Origin of the sequence: Nostoc sp. MS1 (genome assembly GCF_019976755.1) — a bacterium.
GTDB lineage: Bacteria > Cyanobacteriota > Cyanobacteriia > Cyanobacteriales > Nostocaceae > Trichormus.
Genome location: NZ_AP023441.1, coordinates 6,731,978 through 6,750,371 on the forward strand (window position 1 = coordinate 6,731,978; position 18,394 = coordinate 6,750,371).

Annotated in this window: 14 protein-coding genes and 1 pseudogene; 3 read left to right on the top strand and 12 right to left on the bottom strand. The window is 38.5% G+C overall.

The features are described 5' to 3' along the window. Positions 1 to 206 precede the first annotated feature (206 nt). From NSMS1_RS29160 to NSMS1_RS29170, 3 genes and pseudogenes are all read left to right on the top strand, one after another. Positions 207 to 1,318, top strand: a protein-coding gene (locus NSMS1_RS29160) for an IS630 family transposase (protein ID WP_411908649.1) whose coding sequence is annotated in 2 segments (ribosomal slippage) — positions 207 to 627 and positions 627 to 1,318 — 1,113 coding nt in all. Because the reading frame shifts where the segments join, the coding sequence is not laid out codon by codon here. A gap of 27 nt (positions 1,319 to 1,345) precedes the next feature. Further along, positions 1,346 to 2,191: pseudogene (locus NSMS1_RS29165) on the top strand (polynucleotide kinase-phosphatase); the annotation flags it as partial. A gap of 146 nt (positions 2,192 to 2,337) precedes the next feature. Further along, entirely contained in the window at positions 2,338 to 3,498 is a 1,161-nt protein-coding gene (locus NSMS1_RS29170; RefSeq protein ID WP_224088329.1) for an endo-1,4-beta-xylanase, read from the top strand. 69 nt (positions 3,499 to 3,567) lie between these two features. Here the strand turns inward: NSMS1_RS29170 and NSMS1_RS29175 are convergent, their stop codons facing one another. The 12 genes from NSMS1_RS29175 to NSMS1_RS29230 all read right to left on the bottom strand — a co-directional run bounded on the left by NSMS1_RS29175 (position 3,568) and on the right by NSMS1_RS29230 (position 18,305). Continuing rightward, positions 3,568 to 4,998, bottom strand: coding sequence for a sugar transferase (locus NSMS1_RS29175; protein ID WP_224088331.1), 1,431 nt, complete (start codon positions 4,996 to 4,998; stop codon positions 3,568 to 3,570). 133 nt (positions 4,999 to 5,131) lie between these two features. Next, complete coding sequence (locus NSMS1_RS29180; protein WP_224088333.1) at positions 5,132 to 5,905, bottom strand: WecB/TagA/CpsF family glycosyltransferase; 774 nt, start codon at positions 5,903 to 5,905, stop codon at positions 5,132 to 5,134. 28 nt (positions 5,906 to 5,933) lie between these two features. After that, positions 5,934 to 7,160 (bottom strand): glycosyltransferase family 4 protein, encoded by a 1,227-nt coding sequence (locus NSMS1_RS29185; RefSeq protein WP_224088335.1) that lies wholly within the window; start codon positions 7,158 to 7,160, stop codon positions 5,934 to 5,936. After that, the gene (locus NSMS1_RS29190; protein ID WP_224088337.1) at positions 7,161 to 8,036 is read right to left on the bottom strand and encodes a glycosyltransferase family 2 protein; all 876 of its coding nucleotides are present in this window, start codon (positions 8,034 to 8,036) and stop codon (positions 7,161 to 7,163) included. Between the two features lie 15 nt (positions 8,037 to 8,051). Continuing rightward, on the bottom strand, positions 8,052 to 9,032 hold the full coding sequence (locus NSMS1_RS29195; protein ID WP_224088339.1) for a glycosyltransferase: 981 nt from the start codon (positions 9,030 to 9,032) through the stop codon (positions 8,052 to 8,054). Between the two features lie 21 nt (positions 9,033 to 9,053). Beyond that, on the bottom strand, positions 9,054 to 10,070 hold the full coding sequence (locus NSMS1_RS29200; RefSeq protein WP_224088341.1) for a hypothetical protein: 1,017 nt from the start codon (positions 10,068 to 10,070) through the stop codon (positions 9,054 to 9,056). Between the two features lie 16 nt (positions 10,071 to 10,086). Continuing rightward, on the bottom strand, positions 10,087 to 11,358 hold the full coding sequence (locus NSMS1_RS29205) for a glycosyltransferase family 4 protein (protein ID WP_224088343.1): 1,272 nt from the start codon (positions 11,356 to 11,358) through the stop codon (positions 10,087 to 10,089). Between the two features lie 2 nt (positions 11,359 to 11,360). Further along, on the bottom strand, positions 11,361 to 12,626 hold the full coding sequence (locus tag NSMS1_RS29210; RefSeq protein WP_224088345.1) for an O-antigen ligase family protein: 1,266 nt from the start codon (positions 12,624 to 12,626) through the stop codon (positions 11,361 to 11,363). 16 nt (positions 12,627 to 12,642) lie between these two features. Next, on the bottom strand, positions 12,643 to 13,572 hold the full coding sequence (locus NSMS1_RS29215) for a glycosyltransferase family 2 protein (protein ID WP_224088347.1): 930 nt from the start codon (positions 13,570 to 13,572) through the stop codon (positions 12,643 to 12,645). A gap of 6 nt (positions 13,573 to 13,578) precedes the next feature. Beyond that, positions 13,579 to 14,901, bottom strand: coding sequence for a flippase (locus NSMS1_RS29220; RefSeq protein WP_224088349.1), 1,323 nt, complete (start codon positions 14,899 to 14,901; stop codon positions 13,579 to 13,581). A gap of 58 nt (positions 14,902 to 14,959) precedes the next feature. Next, on the bottom strand, positions 14,960 to 15,919 hold the full coding sequence (locus NSMS1_RS29225; protein ID WP_224088351.1) for a glycosyltransferase family 2 protein: 960 nt from the start codon (positions 15,917 to 15,919) through the stop codon (positions 14,960 to 14,962). 181 nt (positions 15,920 to 16,100) lie between these two features. Then, complete coding sequence (locus NSMS1_RS29230) at positions 16,101 to 18,305, bottom strand: GumC family protein (RefSeq protein WP_224088353.1); 2,205 nt, start codon at positions 18,303 to 18,305, stop codon at positions 16,101 to 16,103. Positions 18,306 to 18,394: the final 89 nt, after the last annotated feature.

Genomic DNA, 18,394 nt, shown 5'->3' on the forward strand with positions numbered 1-18,394 from the left:
ACTAGCACCAGAAATAATTAAGGCAAATTCACTGGTATAGGTTGGTTTGGTAACTTTTAAATATTGAATTGACGAACCCCAAATTAAAACATTACCACCTATACAGAGGATGCCATAACGCAGCCAACGCCCACCTAGTAGTCTGCCAAGGTAACTTTGCTAAGTAAAACCTCTAATTGGTAAAATAGCCAAAAACGGGGTGTAACATGGCGAAAAAGTACATTGTTGACTTGAATGAAGAGGAAGTTTCTCAGCTACAAGCAATAATTAAAAAAGGTAAACACAAAGCAAGAACCATAACCCGTGCAAACATTCTTCTAATGGCTTCTGAAGGAGAAACGGATCAAGCGATCGCTAGCATAGTTAGAGCGCATGTTGCAACAGTGCAACGAATACGAGAAAAATTTGTCATTGGGGGGTTAGATTTTGCTTTAAAGGATGAAGTTCATCCACCAAAACCTAAAAAGTTAGATGAAAAACAAGAAGCATTTTTAATTGCCACTGCTTGTTCCAATCCACCAGTTGGAAGAGTACGTTGGACAATGCAATTATTAGCGGATCATTTAGTGAACGTTGGTATCATAGATTCAATTTCGGACGAAACAGTGCGTCAAACTTTAAAAAAAATGAAATCAAACCGTGGTTAAAACAACAGTGGTGCATTCCTGAAGTTAACGCAGAATATGTTTTCCGAATGGAAGATGTGTTGGATTTATACAATGAGCCTTATGATCCTAAACGTCCTGTAGTCTGCTTTGATGAACGTCCCTACCAACTAGTAGAAGAAGTAAGACTTCCTTTGCCACCAGAGCCGGAGCAGCCTGAACGTTATGATTTCGAGTATAAACGTAACGGGACAGTAAATTTATTTGCGTGTTTTCAACCCTTGGCAGGTTGGCGGCATATCGAAGTTACAGAACGTCGAACTAAAGTCGATTTTGCTAAACAGATGAAAAATTTAGTAGATGTTTGCTACCAAGATGCTGATGTTATTCGTTTGGTAGTTGATAACCTGAATATTCATACTCCCAGCGCATTATATGAAGTTTTTCCACCAGAAGAAGCACGTCGAATTATTCAAAAATTAGAGTTTCACTATACTCCTAAGCACGCTTCTTGGTTGAATCAAGTAGAAATTGAATTATCTGTTTTATCCCGCCAATGTTTAGAACGGCGTATTCCTAATGCAGAAACATTAACTTCTGAGATTGCCGCTTGGGAGAAACAACGTAATCAGCAAAAAGCCAGTGTCTATTGGGGTTTCCAAACCAAAGATGCTCGCCGAAAAATGCAGCGTTTATATCCAACTCTAACCTAGCAAAGTTGTCTTGGCAGACTACTAGCACTAGAAACGCAACTATTAGCACGGGTGAATGCTGCCCTGAGCGCAAGCGGATTTTGGGATAAATTTAATACAGATTGGGTGTGTTTGGATTGTGAACTCATGCCTTGGTCGGCTAAGGCGCAAGGGTTGTTGCGTGGGCAGTATGCGCCAGTGGGCGTGGCAGCAAGTATAGGGTTAAATGATGCAGTAAAATTATTGCAACAAGCAAGCGATCGCAATATAGATGTCACAACTCAACTCACTCACTACCAACAACGAGCAGAGAGGGCAAATCAATACATCGCTGCTTACCGTCGCTACTGCTGGACTGTTACTGACATTGCAGATTTAAAACTAGCCCCCTTTCATATCCTAGCGACAGAGGGAGCCGTGCATATCGATAAAGACCATCGTTTGCACATGGAACAAATAGCCCAAATCTGCCAGTCAGACCCAGCTTTACTACTACCCACTGCTTACAAAGTCATAGACTTAACCGATCCTAGCAGCCAAGCAGAAGGGGCGCATTGGTGGGAAGAACTAACAAAAGTTGGTGGTGAAGGTATGGTTGTCAAACCCATGCAGTTCATTGTCAAGGGAAATCGGGGTATTGTCCAGCCTGCGGTAAAATGTCGTGGACAGGAATATCTGCAAATTATCTACGGCCCGGAATATTCAGCCCCAGAGAACTTGCAACGTCTGCGTCAACGTGGGCTATCCCTGAAGCGTTCTTTGGCGATGCGAGAATTTGCCTTGGGTGTGGAAGCACTAGAGCGATTTGTTGCCCATGCGCCTTTACGTCGTGTGCATGAATGCGTATTTGGGATTTTGGCTTTAGAAAGTGAACCCGTAGATCCTCGACTTTAATTCTAGAGCTAAATATTAAGAGAAAACACGGAAGGTAAATATGCTGATAAACTTTTTATAGGAGTGTATTTACCTTCAAAGTTTTCAATTTTTATGTGCAATAGAATCAAGCCTGTGTTTCCTATTAGGTACATTTAGGTATATTTATGTCTGATAGAAGAAAGTTTTTAAAGACAGCAGGATTCACAACCCTATCGACTCTATTAGCAATGGGGTTTTTACACAGAGATAAGACAGAGCCTGAGAATACAAATGCTGCGATCGCCAACTATGAAAATACTCCTACCCTCAGACAATTGGCTACTGCCAAAGGAATGCTCTATGGTGCAGCAATTTCTAGTGATGCTTTGCAAAAAGAGCCAGACTATGCAAAATTACTAGCGCGTGAGTGTTCTATAGCTACACCAAATGGGGAATTAAAATGGTCAGCCACAGAAGCAAAACCAGGAGTTTTTACCTTTGAATTAGCAGATTTAATTGCCAAATTCTGCGAACAAAATAATATGCGTATGCACGGACATACTCTTTTATGGCACACAGCAAGACCAGACTGGGTTCCCTACCCTCCTACTTTTCCGATGCTAGAACGCCATGTTAGAGGCGTTATGGGGCATTACCGCAACAGTAAAGTTCTCAAGTCTTGGGATGTTGCTAACGAAGTCATAGCTAATAGTCCAGAAGAAACTGATAACCCCTACGGTTTACAAAGAGGCTTCAAGCCAGAACTACTACGAGACTTATTTTTACTTGCTGCTAGTGTCGATCCCACCAAAAAACTATGCCTCAACGATTTTGGTATTGAAAACGGTGGTTGGAAGTCTCAGCAATTTCTCAAAACCATAGAATATCTCAAAAATAATGGAGCAAAAATTGACTGGGCTGGTTTTCAGTCCCATTTATGGTTTTCTAAAAACTATCCTTTTGATGAGAAAGGATTTAGTAGCGTCTTAAAACGACTCAAGGATTTGGAAGTTGAACCAGTAGTTACAGAATTAGATATCGTTATTGACACACCTTTTCCAGAGACGGTTGAAGAAGTCGATAAAATGGTAGCGAATAGTTATAAGCAATTTTTGGATGTATGCTTCAATGGGGGAGTGAGAACCGTGATTACATGGGGTATTACTGACCGCCACACCTGGCTACGTTATCCTCAATGGATGCCACAAAAATATAAAGAAAATCCCCAATACCAGCACTATCTACGCCCACTTCCGTTTGACAAGAAACTGCAACCCAAACCCGCATTCTATTCTATCTCCCAGGCTTTCCAAGAGGCTTCTGATATCAGACTTAGAAGTCAATAGGGAACAGGTATAGGGTACAGGGAAGAACTTTTAAATTAACCCTGTACCCTTACCCTTTCCTACATAAAATCAATGAGCGCCCGTTTTCTGCACAACAACCTTAAATGTCTGCAACAAAATACTTAAATCAAGCCAGAGTGACCAATTTTCAATGTAATCCATATCTAACTTAAATGCGTCCTCAAAGTTATCAATATTTGAGCGTCCAGAAACTTGCCATAAACCAGTAATTCCAGGTAAAACTTCTTGGCGAATAAAATGACGTGTTTGGAACTTTTCAACATCACGGATAGGTAAAGGACGAGGCCCGACTAGGCTCATTTCGCCCACAAAAACGTTAAAAAGTTGTGGCAATTCATCCAAACTGTAACGGCGTAAAAACTTACCAACTCTTGTAATTCGAGGATCATCTTTAATTTTAAATAACACCCCATCTTTAATTTCGTTTTTCGCTTCTAAGGATGCTTGAATTTTTTCGGCGTTTGTTACCATCGTTCGGAATTTCCAAATTTTAAATTCCTTACCATGTAAACCTACACGCTTCTGCCTAAAAAATATGGGGCCAGGAGAATCTAATTTAATGATGATGGCAATGAACAGATATACAGGTGATATCAGGATGATGAATGTAAAAGAAAAACAAAGGTCGAAGAAGCGTTTTAGCCAAAAATCACCACCCACAATAATCGGTGCGGGAATTGTTGGAAAAAAGACTTCTCCAATCATGTCAAATGTAGATTTAGGTAGAGAAAATTCACCTATTGTTGGGAGCATCCGTAAGGTAATACCAGCATTATAGAAATACCAGCATAAAAACAAACGATTTTTGATGCTATTCCAAGAAATAAAAACCTGATCTACATTTTTATGACGAAGATATTCAAAAGTTATCTCTCTATTAGCTAAGTCTAAGCATTGAGAATCTGCATACCCTTGAATAGAGAAATAATTTTCCTTTTCAAGTAGCTTTATATGATAATCTTCTCTGTCTTGCTCATCAGCAATAATGAAAATACGGTGACGGATAGCTCCTTTTAGGCGAATAAAGTTGGTAAAAAAGTTAAATAAATAGCGGGATGAACAGACAAATACTATAGCCAACAACCAATATGTAAGAAAGGTTGTATATGCAATTTGGCTATTTTCAGTGTAGAAAAAATCTATAAAGAATAACAGTATAGTAGATATAGAAATACCTCTAACGATACCTAAATAATTTCGACGATGAACTCCAGCGTGATAAAGATTTGTTGTTTGAAATATTGCTAAGGTCAAGCCCAAATTAAGCAGGACAAAGGTCAATTTTTTGATTGTCCAAGTATCTAAGTTTATCCCAGGTAAACCAGATAAACTCCATGCAAGACCAATAAATGCTGCGTCTAGCAACATCAGTATTACTACACGCATCAATCTAATAAATAGCCCTCGCTGCATTCTAGGCGTTCTAGTTGAACGTATATCAGGTTTTAAATTATCTAAGGAAATATTGCTGGACAGCATAGGTTGATACGCCTTTGTAACTTAATAAAATCTGTCAGGTGTGATATTGGGTTTTACGCAAGTAAAGCTTGACTTATATGGTATGTAGAAACAATTTTTAATAAATGAAAGCTTGGGAAAGCTATAAAAACATCTATTTTGATTGAATTGGCAAAATTAAAATTTCTCGTAGGAATAATATTCCTAAGAACCAAGGCTCAAGTAAATAGCGCCGCCACAGCCTTTTCGGTTCACTAAACAACCTATACAACCACTCCAACCCCATCCTTCCCATCCAACGGGGAGGGGTAGGTATGGCTCCGGCAACATAATCTATACAGGCTCCGCTCGTCAGAATAGTGTTCGTTTGTATACTTTCAAGATTTTTAACTATCCAATGTTCTTGGCGTGGCATTCCCATACCAACCATTAAAATGTGGGGCTTGTAAGCATTGATAGCATCTACAGTAGCTTTATTTTCTGGACTATCTGGATTCATATTAAAGTAGCCATGTTTACAAGCAATCTGTAAACCCGGAAATTTTTGACGCAGAATACTTGCCCCACGCTCAACAACTCCAGGTTTAGAACCTAAATAAAAGATGCGCCAGCCAAGGCTTGCAGCTTCTGCCATCAATGGCCATACCCAATCAGCATAGGTAACTCTTTGTTCTCGTTTCATGGGATAGCCTAGAAGTTTGCCAATAAATACTATCGGCATACTATCGATGTGGGTATATTCTGCCTTCGCATAAAAAGCTCTCATTTTAGGATCATTGTGGAAGAGATAGAGACTATGTAAGTTGTGATTAGCAATAATCCATTTCTGATTTTGTTGAACAGATTCGGCAATTAAGGCATTCAACTCAGGGATAGAAAGAGCATCCACTTGAACACCAAGAAGTTTATAAGATGATGTACGTTTCATAGATGTTTTCTTTACTAGTGATGACAAATTAATGAATGTGCGATCGCATTCCACCCAAGTTAGCTGATCGCTGTTTTTCTAAAATTTTTTCTGCACCTGCAATTAAGTGTTCTACCCTAGCAGTCCAACTGTGATTTTTGACTATCTCCATCCGAGCTAATCGCCCCATTTCTGGGAGTGCTGCTCTTTTTTCATAAGCTTCCGATAAAGTACTTTTTAAATCATTTACATCACCTGAATTAAAGAGAAAACCTGTTTGGCGATCGCTAATTAACCTCTGAGCATCTTCAAAAGCTGAGGCTATAACTGGCTTTGCCATTGCCATGTATTCATACAGTTTCATAGGCGAGAGATACATCTTGCCCATTTGTAATTGCACCTGACCAGAGTAACCAACATCAAATCCAGCAATATATTGAGGAATATCTTGCCAAGGAACTCTACCCAAAAAAGCTACATGAGACTCAATACCTAATTCTTGACTCTGCTTCTTCCATTCCGCCTCCATTGCTCCATCACCAACTATTACCAAGGAGATATCTAAACCTTCCCTACGTAGTTCGGCTATCGCTGTTAATAAAAAATCCAACCCAGCCCAAGCATATAAACTACCAATAAAACCTACAGTAAAATCAGAAAATAATCTTTTTTCTAAATGCAAATCAGGATTAATAAAATCAACATCCACACCATTCGGAACTAAAACTATTTTTTCTCTAGCAACTCCATAATCTCGCACTAAAATTTCTTTTAAAGTTTCACTTACACAAGCCAAAACATCACATTTTTGATATGCTTTAATTTCTATCCATTTAGCTAAACCATCTAATACCAAAGCTTTCCTTTCCGCCTTTGCTTCATAAAAAAGTAAAGCTTCAGCTTGTAAAATCCAAGGTATACCTTGACGCTGAAATATCCAGCCTAAACATTGTAAAGTTGCGGCATATTCATACACCCAATCCACTTGATTTTTCAATTCTTGGTAACTTCGCCAAGAGTTCATCAACCCTAGACCAATCCGCATAAAATCTACTATCAAGGTGCGGAGAAATCCTTTGCTAATGGCTTCTCCAGAACCACGCGCCGACCATTTTTGCGAAACTCTATCCCCTACGATAAATGTTTCTACATTCCAACCCAAGGTTTTAAAACCTTTGATAATTCCTAAAACACGGGAACGAGGCCCAGACATTTCTGCGTCGGGACGGGTGGAAATTCGGGGTGCGGCTGCTAAGAAACCAAGTTTGCGCTCCATTTAGGCAATGTCCTCCGCAAATGTGGGAGAAGCTGCCAAGTTTTTATAACCAACAATGGCACGGAGATAAGGTAGACACCAGTAAATTATCCAGAAAAAACCAGAATGGCGACGACAAAATTCAGTCCAAGGCTTGAGCGGAAATGCTTTGATTTGGACTGCCTTTTTCAAGCGTTCGGTAACAGGTAATTTTGGATCTACCCAGCTATTGCGGATGGAGTTTTTACTACAAGTACCAATATATCCGGGTGCAACCCATACAGAACAACCATTTTTTCTTGCTCTTAATCCATAATCTAGGTCGCCTAGACTATGAATAAATGCTCCATCAATATTGCCTACTTTGTTCACAACTGCACGCGGAATTAGCACGCAGTTACCAAACATAGTGTCGCATTCTTGAAGAACTTCAGTTGCACCGAAAAATTCGTATTTATTAGAATACCATTTATTAGATTTAACTGCGCCACCGTAAGAAGCTTTTCCTGTAACTATGTCTTTAGTTGTACCTACTAAGATAGATTTTTCTTCACCATTCGTTGCTAATTCTTGATGCAGTTTTAACAGACGTTCTATAGTATCTGATTCGAGGATGGTATCGTCATTTAACCAAAGATAATAGTCATAATCTTTCTGCATAGCGGCTGCAAATGCTAGTCTCATTCCTCCTACCCAAAAGAGATTGCCGTCTCCTGGAAGAATCTGGACTTGAGGATAGGCTGATTTCACAGCTTTTAACGTACCATCAGAACTACCATCATCGGTTAAGTAAACGTCAAAAGGTTGAGTTTGTTGATATAAGGCACGTAGACAATTTAAAGTTGTCTCGCGCCTATTAAAACAAGTCATGATTACAGCTATTTGTGGTTGTTCCATTGGTTACTCCTAGATTTATAAAGAAAACTTATCCTGAAAATCTTGCCAACTAAGTTTATATAAATCTGCTGTTTTTATATACCGAGATTGAATCCCATCATATGCAGCAAAGAATTTTTCTCGCATCACCTCTGGCTCAATCTTTTTTCCTCCTTCTTGTGCAATAAGATTGGTGATATAAGTACAATAAGCTAACCGCCACTCATTCATTTTCTTGAGTGTATGTTCACGAATATCTTGAGGATTAGGTGCTAATTGTTTGAAAGTCTGTACTGCTTCGGCAACTTTCTCTGCATCTGGGGGAACAATGATGGAATTTTCTGGAGTAAAAAATTCATCTCGTCCGCCCTTACTAGGAGTGCTGACAACAGGAATCCCACACAATAAATATTCACTAGAGGCGAGATTTGCACCTTCGACTGCGGAAAGAATTAAACCAACATAAGCTTGGTTATACTTTTTGGCTAACTCTGTACGTGGTATAAACTCTCTGTTAAAGTCCGCATGTTGCAATTCTGGGCAGTAAATATGTAAGTCACCGCCATAGGATACAACCATCAATTTTTCTATATTTTTGGCTAACCACAGGCGCTTGGATGAGTTCAGTTGTGCTGTATAAATAGCGTCGTAAATTTTCGGCTGGTTAATAATTTTATACAGGTGTTCATTTATATAAAAATTTTGGTTGAAATGCCCTCCCCGAACGAAAAACCGTTTTCGTAATTGTTCTTCGTCTAGTGCATTCACCATTAAATGATGGGTTCTTCCTTCTAAGCTATGTAAAGTTGCTTTGATTTTTCTCAGCAACATTTGTTTAGGTGTGGCACACCAGCCTGGGATATGTTCTATAACGTGTTTAGGACGGAACCATTTCGGTAAAGGTTGATATGTAACTTTTTTTTGTTCATATACCAAGCCACCAAAGAAAGGATAGCTTCCTAAAAAGGAAACAATCAATGGCTGAACGCTAAAAATATAAAAACCGTGGAATAACATCTAAATATTACCTTGACTATTTTAAAAGTTACCGATTTTTTCCATCCAATTACTAACTTGAATATTTAAGTTAAATACGCGGAGCTTTTGCTCTATTTTTCTCACGGTTAACATATATCGGTGCATAACAGATGTGCGTGGCATTTTATATCTGACCACTCCTTCACATAACCATTGATATTTATCTGATTTGAGGTTAAAGTTTTTGAGCCTTTTGATTTGTGCATTCCAGTCTTTATAAAAAAATAAATTGAAATAATGGATTGATACTATGTCATTCCAAGCCTTCAGCCTTGCAGATGGAGACAGGCGATTATGTAAAGGTAAGGGATAACTATAAGCTGGAGAAAAATGAGAGATATTTTCTGCTAAAGAGCATAATGTTACAGATAAAACTGATTGTTCTACAAAATAAATACCTTGAGGTGGGGTAATATCTAGGTGCATTACCTTCTCAAAGTTTTGTTTCCAAGCAGTGAATATACCTGCACTTCTTCTCACAGCAATTAAGCCAGAGTTCCAATAGGCTCTAATTTTTTTATTACCAATTGGTGTGTTCACAAATAACTCTCGTTTTACACCAAGCACTTCATACAGTTTTTGCCAGTACCATTCTTGCGAATCTTGTGAACCTGTAGAACCAATTCCTTGTCCATATTCAGGACGCATCCGCACATTACAACCTGCTGGTAATATAAATTCTGTTGGTTCTGCAAAAAAGCATTTATCACTATCGAGAAAAACTAATATTTCTGCATCAATATTTTGTTCTGCATAGGCACAAACTAAGGGTTTATTAGCTAAATAGTATTCATGAAACTCTGTATTGATGGGAATTTGTTGGTGAATAACATTTAAGGCAGTGAAGGCTTCTTGAGTTTGTTTAGATATAGGTTCACCAACTCTAGGATGAAAGCTATAGATAGGTGTGTCTTTTAAATTGCCGCAGAATTTACGAATACTTTCTGACAACATTAATGATTGACCTTCTAAACGTCCAGGTTCGGTACAAATTACAAAAGCTAAGGGGATTGTCATAGGATTTTTTATATAATTAAGTATTAACTAAAGATTTATTGTGTATATTTATTACTTCTTGAAATAAGCCTGAGTAACGGTGAGCTTGTAGTTCTAAGGTGAACTCTCGCTCTGCTTTCTCACGCGCATAGAATGATAGTTTTTGTAGTCTTTGTTCATCTTCTAGAACCCAAGCAATTCCTTTGGCAAAATCATCAACTTTGTAAGGTTGAGCCAAATAACCGTTCAGTTGATGGTCAATAATATCTTTGAGTCCAGTGGCGTTAAATGCTACGACTGGAGTTCCACAAGCTAGTGCTTCGGAAGCTGTCTGTCCAAAAGACTCTTGCAGAGATGGTACTAGCATGACATCGGCTGCTGAATAGGCTGTTGTTAGGGATATATCATCGTTGAAGTAGCCTAAATAGTGGGTTTTAAAGCCTAAATCTGGTGGATTTTCAGGTTTAGTTGCACCAAAGATTACTACTTCTATGTCATCTTTTTGACCAGTCTGACTCAACTGTTGTAAAGCTGGTTGTAATAGGTGAAAGCCTTTATTGATATCGCTTGTGGCTTGAATTGCACCAAAGAGGATCAGCTTTTTATCTTGGGGTAGGTTGTGTATTTCCCGCGCAAAATGTTGATTGATGGGACGATATCTGTGGGTATCCAAACCGTGAGGGATAACTTCGATGCGTCTATCTCTAAATAACGAACTAGAACGAGCTACCTGTGCTAACCAATGACTGGGTGACACTAAGGTGATATGTAAATTTTTCCAAGCTTTGGATTTACGTTGCCATACCCAGCGTGATAAATCTTTTTCTTGATGACTTTGCAATTGGGGACAAGCTCCACAGGCAACTTGATAGCGATCGCATTCTCCAGTAACGTGACATCCTCCCGTAAATCCCCACATATCATGGAGAGTCCACACTAGCGGCTGCTTCAGTTTGGCAAAGGTTTCTATTTGCATGAAAGCAGCACTTACCCAGTGCAAATTAATTACATCTGGGTTAATCTTGGCAACTTGAGGCGTAATGTTATCTGGTAGCCATTGAATAAAAAATGGTGTATTTTTCCTTTGACGATAAAATTTCAAAGGTAAAGCTTCAAAGGTCAACTTAGCCTTAGCAATACCTTGAAATAATCTAATATTTGGGGCAATTACTGTTTGATCATGGCTATATTTTTCCTGAACTAGCATCAGCGATTCTAGCCCTATATCTTGTAAACCTGTATGCAGACGATATGCAGCTCTCGCTGCACCACCGCCAACATCATTTGTACTCAGATGCAGGATTTTCATTTCTAGGTACTAAAAGTATTTTGTACTGTGATTAAAGTTAATTTATCAGTGCTAACCTGACGATTTCGTTGATACTCCATAGTTAGGGTTAAAGCAGTTGTGACATACATCAACCAATTCCAACTAGGAGTTAACAATCTCGCTTCTGTAAAGTTGAGGATGATAATGATGATTAACATCTGCACAGGCCAATAATCTTCCGGTTTTTTAGCTAAGTAAGTAATTCGGCTTAACGCCATAAAAAGACATCTCATAAAACCAGCCGCAAAAACTAAAAAACCAAAAAAGCCTAAATCCAACAATAAATCTAAAAATCCATTATGAGAATTACTCGCCCATTCAAAAGTAACTCTAAGGTTAATTGCAGCTGCACTATTCCAAAACCCATAGTATCCATAACCAAACCAAGGTCTTTCCCAAACTTTAGAAATTACTCCTTCCCACAAGTCAGAACGTCCATTTAAAGTTAGGTCTTTCCCTGAAGTACCAACTAAAGTTTCTACGTTATTCATCAGTAGTAGAGAAAAACAGATGAGTAACATTAAACCCAAACTCATCATAATTATTTGGAGTTTATAGTTAGTCTTTTTCAAGAACTGATAGAAAGGTAAAAGTAAGACCATCGTTAAAACAATCGTTAATGATGTGGTGGAGCGGGAAAGAATAATTAAACATATAGATGTGCCACATAATAACCACATCAACCAACGATAGCGATTAATGCTAAGACCCAAGTGTAGAAATACTCCTGTACTCCAAGCCATCATGTATCCCAATTCATTTTTATGCCCATAAATCCCCGTCCACATTCCCTCCAGTTCTGGTGCTTTGTGAATATAATCTGGCGAAAAGGTAGAAAAGATCATAGATAATGATGCGCCTAAACCAAGCGCTAAAGCTATAAACCGCATTTGCTCCTTTAAGGTAAAGCGCAATGCTAGATATATAGCGATTAAATATATTCTGATCAAACCTCTTGCATAAGTAAGTCCATTTCTTAAGTCTTCCGACCAGAGCATGGAAAATAAGACTATTGCCAATAACAAAAACTGTAAAGGATTTCGGGTTACTACATATAAGAAACTTTTCCAATAAATCAGGCTTAAATAAAATAAAATTAAATAAGAAATTATATTCAATAATGTATCTACTTTATCCCCACCAATAGGAGACATAGAGATTTCTTGTGCGGGTTTGATTGTTAATACCCCCGCCGATACTAAAATTAAAAAGATTGCTATTAATGTTTCTTTTGTTTTTGCGCTCATTGGTCAGTTATTAAGGTTATAAATTAATTAGCTTTGCATAATTCCATCTTTTTTTAACTTCTTCCTTCAAAACATCGATAATTTTGGCTTGGTAAACAGTTTTTTGGGTAAAAATATCTGCTTCTACGTTACGCACAATATATGGTGGATGCTTTAAAGGAAATTCCATCGCTTGGGTTGGCACATTGATAAAAGAAAAGTCTTGCTGAGAATCAAAATGCGTAGAATCAGCACCAACACCAACATTAGAAACTAAATTAACGTTGGGAGTAATATTTAAGCTTCCCTGCATCCAACAAGCAAAAGTCCATTGATAATCCCAAGTGATCCCTGTAGGATTATCATAAATAGTTTGTAGTTTTCTTTGCCAATAACTTACTGCTTTGGGGTCTATGAGGATGTCTCGTAAAAGATTTTCTGCTTTTACTTGTTTCCAGAGTTTGATATACAAATCATAATGTTGCCAAGCGCGTCTCCAAGTAGCCCAACCCCAGCAGTGACTATAACGCGAGAAGTAATAACTATAATTTGTGCGTTTGTGTTGAGGTTGGATATTTTGGGCAGAAATACTAGCAACTCTAGTATCATCTTGATACTTTTCTAGTAATTCTTCACAAAATCTGAAAAAGCTGGGATGGGGTATACAATCATCTTCTAGAATGATGGTTTTTTCTACATTACTAAATACCCAATCTAAACCACTAGAAACTCTGACTGCACAGCCTAGATTAATATCTGAATAATTTTTGATAACTTCGCAATCCCAATCTACCCTATTAATGATTGCTCGTGTGGCGGCACATTTTTCTGCCTCATCTTCACGGTCATGGCGTGGGCCATCAGCAATCACGAAAAGTTGTTTCGGTTTAGCTTGGCGAATAGCTTGAAAAACTTTTTCTGTTGTCTGCGGTCGTTTAAAAATAATTAAAGTTATTGGTACATTCATAATTATTTAATATTTATAAAAAGGAATAAGAGATTGAATCTGGATTTTAAATAATTTTTGCGTTCTTCTATCAAAAGCGTTGCAGAAAAAGGCAGCCGCAGCTTGGGATATAATTGTGGCGATCGCCGCACCAAGTCCTGCATACTGAGGAATCAGTAGGTAGTTGAGGATGATGTTTAAAATCGCGCCAAATACTGTCTTACCAAGAGAGACATGATTTAACCCTTCAGCAATAAACCAAGGCGACGATGCAAAACCCATGAACACAAATATAGAAGTCCATATATGTACGGCTAATATTGTTCCTGCTTCTGCATAGTCACTACCAAACATCGCCGTGATTATCCCGTCTGAGAGGAAAGTCATCGGCACAGCGATCGCTAAAGCTATACAATTTAATAGCTGGAATAATTGCCTGATACGTTGGTAGTAAATTCCTTCCGAATTATCCTTAGCAGCATATATTGCTGGGGCCACAGAAGAAACGATCGCGGCTGGGATAAAGTACCAAAGTTCTGAGACTCGCACAGCCGCAGAATACACTCCCACTTCTTTATCGCCAATCATTTGACCTATCATAATTTGGTCAATTTTCATAAAAATCATGATGGCGAAGCCGGAGAAAATTAAAGGTAAACTCTCTTTGAGCAGGGTTTTGGCAACAGAAGAACTCCACCGCCATAACCAAAATGAATTACCTTTCACTTGGTAAGCGATCGCTAAACCAATAGCAATCATGGCTAATTCGGCCACAGTCGCCCAAGCAAAGGCTAACAATGGGGCTTTGATGAGAATCAATCCAACTTTTAATAGGCTATTGAGTAGGAAGGCTATATTTTTAGCAATGACAGTATATTTGGCTTGTACCTGCGATTGAAACCACAACTCAATCGCTTCCGCCGCCCTGAAAATTCCCGATACAGCTAAGATAGCCACCAGCGCTATCTTCAGAAAATCGCGTTCACCTAAGAAGACTGTGCTGCCAATGGCGAGGATGACAGAGGCTATTCCACCCAAAAATTTTAACCAGAATGTGGTTCCTAAAATCTCCTCTTTGTTGGATGATTCACGCACCACATGGCGAACTACAACCTCGTCCAACCCCAAAGTCAGGATAGGGGTAAAGAGAGTGACAAAGGCCAGGGCGTAGTTAAACAGCCCATACTGTTGTACACCTAGATAACGAGCTATCCATACTCCTACAACTAAGCTAATACCCATACGTAGGATGCGATCGGCAAATAGCCAACCAGTATTAGCAACAACTGCCCGCAGCCCCGAACGAGATTTTAATTTTGATAAGTTGGACAGCCTTAATCTATTTAGCATCGTCTTACTAGGTTTTTTGATAATTCTTGCAATTGATAGAGTTCTATTTTTGGCATAGTTATATCGACCTCTTTTGTAGTTTGCCTGTCAGAGATATTTTTAAAAAATAGCTAAACAGTAAAAATATGCCTTTGACTTTCCAATAAAAATTACGCTCAAATAAAAATATAATTTTTAAATACAAGAAAAAATCTTTAGCAGTCGTGCAGGGAATAGTTTTGAGTTCGTTGAGAGATGTAAAAGCTAATAAATGGGGTAAAGTCAAACTATTTTTTTGGAGAATGTAATTAAATAAAGAATTTCGTTTCCATAATCTTTTATATTCATAATTTTTATCTAAGACTAAAGATTCTTTATTGTGAAATTGATTACTTTGATGTATTCTATAATTTACCAAAGGTCGTGATATATAAAATTTCTTGGCTCCTACTAAAGAAGCACCCCATACTAAACAGTCATCAGCCCTAACGCGCCAATCCTCTGTGTAGGGAATAGGTAAAATTTTTGCCAGTATTTCTCTACGAATTGATAATGTTGAAGTGATAGAGCCAATCCATTCACCATTACACATAGTTTTGATGACTGAATAGCCCAAGTCTAAATCAACTGCGTAATCTTGAAATACTCCCTCGGCTGCGCCAAATTTCCTATATGCACAGAAGGCAAAATCACATTCCCTACGTCTATCGTAGAAATTGAGAGCTGTTTCTAAATATTCAGTTTCATAGGTATCATCGGCATCTAGGAAAAAGATGATGTCTCCTGTGGCAGCTAAGAACGCAGCGTTAAATGATGAGAGTTGACCTTGATTTTTCTCTTTTAAAATATATTTAACGTATGGTTCCTGGGCTAACTTAGCTATTACTTCAGCAGAATTATCTGTAGATGCGTCATCAACAATAATAATTTCGTTAAACTTGACTGTTTGATTTAAGGCACTATCAACAGCTTCTGCAAGAAATTTTGCGTAATTATAATTATTAATCAAACAGGAAGTTTTAATTTCTTTTGTATTCATATAAAAAGATTTAGCATGAGAACACAAAGAAGAACACGAAATTTATCCCAAATAAATCATTTTGTTGTAGATTAGGAATCAAATTTTTATTTGGGTTAAGCGACTATTTCTAGCATCGTCTATGACTATTAGCTAATATCGAAATAATCGCTAGAGAACCTGGTTAATAATTGCCTATCAATTACCGTCTTTTCGATAGTTTCATTAAGCTCCCAGATAGTGACTTGGATTCAAGCTGCGGTTCTTTATGGGAATAAATGTAACCGTTGGGTTCATTTTTAATGTTCACGCCATTGATAACTATTCCTAATACCTTTTGTCCTGATTGAGTTAAAAACTCTTTAGCTGCATTAGCACTATCAAAGTCAACTACACCAGGGCGAACCACTAATAAAATGCCGTCGGTGAGAGTGCTTAAAACGGCAGCATCTGCTATGCCTGTAAGCGGTGGGGTATCAAAAATAATGAAGTCGTAATCTTGAGCAAAGTTACTCATCAATGTTGCCATGCGTTGAGAATCTAACATGGCTACAGGATTGGGTGGTAATATTCCGCAAGGAAGCACCTCTAGATTTGGCATGACTTCCTGTACGGCATCCTCTAAAGTAACTTGTCCTATAAGAACATTACTTAATCCGATGTCATGGGGTAGATCCCAAATATGATGTTGTAAGGGGTGGCGCATATCTGCATCAACTAACAGCACCCGACGACCAGCTTGCGCCATTGTGACAGCTAAATTTGCTGATACTTCAGATTTGCCTTCTTTGGGAACGGAACTTGTAACTACAATGCTCTTGAGTGGTTTGTCAGAACAGAGGAATTTTAGGTTCACCTGTAGAATTTGGTATGCGTCCCCAAGAGGGAAGTAAGGGATATCTCTACCAATGATTTTGGGAACAGGTCTATCGAGTCCAGCTATGGGAGCATCATCTTTACCAGTTCTACCGAGTGTAGGAATAACTCCTAAAACGGTATATCTGAGGACTTCTTTAGCTTCCTTAACAGTCTTCACTGACCGATCTATCAAGTCTATACTGAAGGCGGCAATGATTCCTAAGAAGATGCCAACCGCTCCTCCACCGATAACAAACAAGATTTTGCGGGGTCCTTCGGGAAAGTCAGGGACTAAAGCATAGGATATAACACGGGCGTTAGGAATCTCTTGGTTTTGAGCAATGTCAATTTCTTGGCGCTTTTTCAAGAGTGTTTCATAGGTTCCTTGAGCAGCCTGTAACCGCCTCTCTAACTCTCGTTGATTCTGTTCGAGTTTTGGCAGATAATTTGCTCGTTTAACATAAGCGTCTCGTTGTTGGGTGAGGGTGGTGATTTGTCTTTCTAAACCAACACGTTGCGCCTCACCACGAGTAATATCTGCGATTAGGCTTTGCCGTAATTGTCCAACTTGTAAACTTCCCTGTGTGACTGGTGCATTACCTGCTACTTCTCCTGTCCGTTCTTTGAGGAGCTTCTTCAGCACTGTAACTTTTTCTTCTAAGGCAGTAATTGCTGGATGTTCAGGTTCAAACCGAGTTCGCTCTATTGCCAATTTACTTTCTGTTTCTTGGAGTTCAGCCAGTACTTTCTGTACGCCTGGTGCTTGGCTCAATTCAGAGTCAATCACACCTTGCTGTGAGTTGACTTGAGCTTGAGCGCGTAACTGTTCTAAACGACCTTTAGTATCATTTAGTTGCGCTTGCGCTTGCGAAATCTGGCTGCTGAGTTTGGAAACAGTATCAACTGCTACGGTAGCTTCTTGTTCTAGGGCAACAATTTTATTAATTTCTTTAAATATACGTAGTTCTGATTCAGCTTTTTTAACAGTTTCTTCGGCTTTAGGTATTTCCCTAAGAATAACTTGCTTGGCTGTGACAGCTTGCTCTTGGTTTGCCTGAATATTTGAATCTATATAACTTTTGATAACTGTATTGACAACTTTGGCAGCTTGTTCAGGGTTATTGCTTTTATAGGATATTTGTACAACATCTGTACCTTTTATCCCTTCTATCTTCAGTTGTTGTGCAAAGATGCGAATCGATAACTTCTTACCATTAGGCTCTTTGAGGTTAAGAGTATTAATGGTTCTCTCAAGGACGGGATTTGAACCGATAATTCTCACTTGAGTTTCTAAAGGGTTATCATTCACATTTAATGCTTCTAGTTTGCCTATGTCTTGCGGCAAACCTGTTAAAGAGAAGGTACGGTTGGTCATAATCATCAAGCTACCTTCTGCTTTGTATGAAGGTTTTAGTGAAAACGCATACAAGCATCCCAGAGTTAGTGATAGCCCCAAAATTCCTACCACAGCCAACCAACGCCGTTGTAGAACTTCTATGTACTTGTGTATATCTACTTCTTCGATACTTCGCAAAGATTCCATTGTCATCTATACAAAAATATTATCAAAAAAACTGTTGACAGGAGATTATACCAGTGTGTTTGCACCTTTAACACTCTGATGTAATCTAATTAACA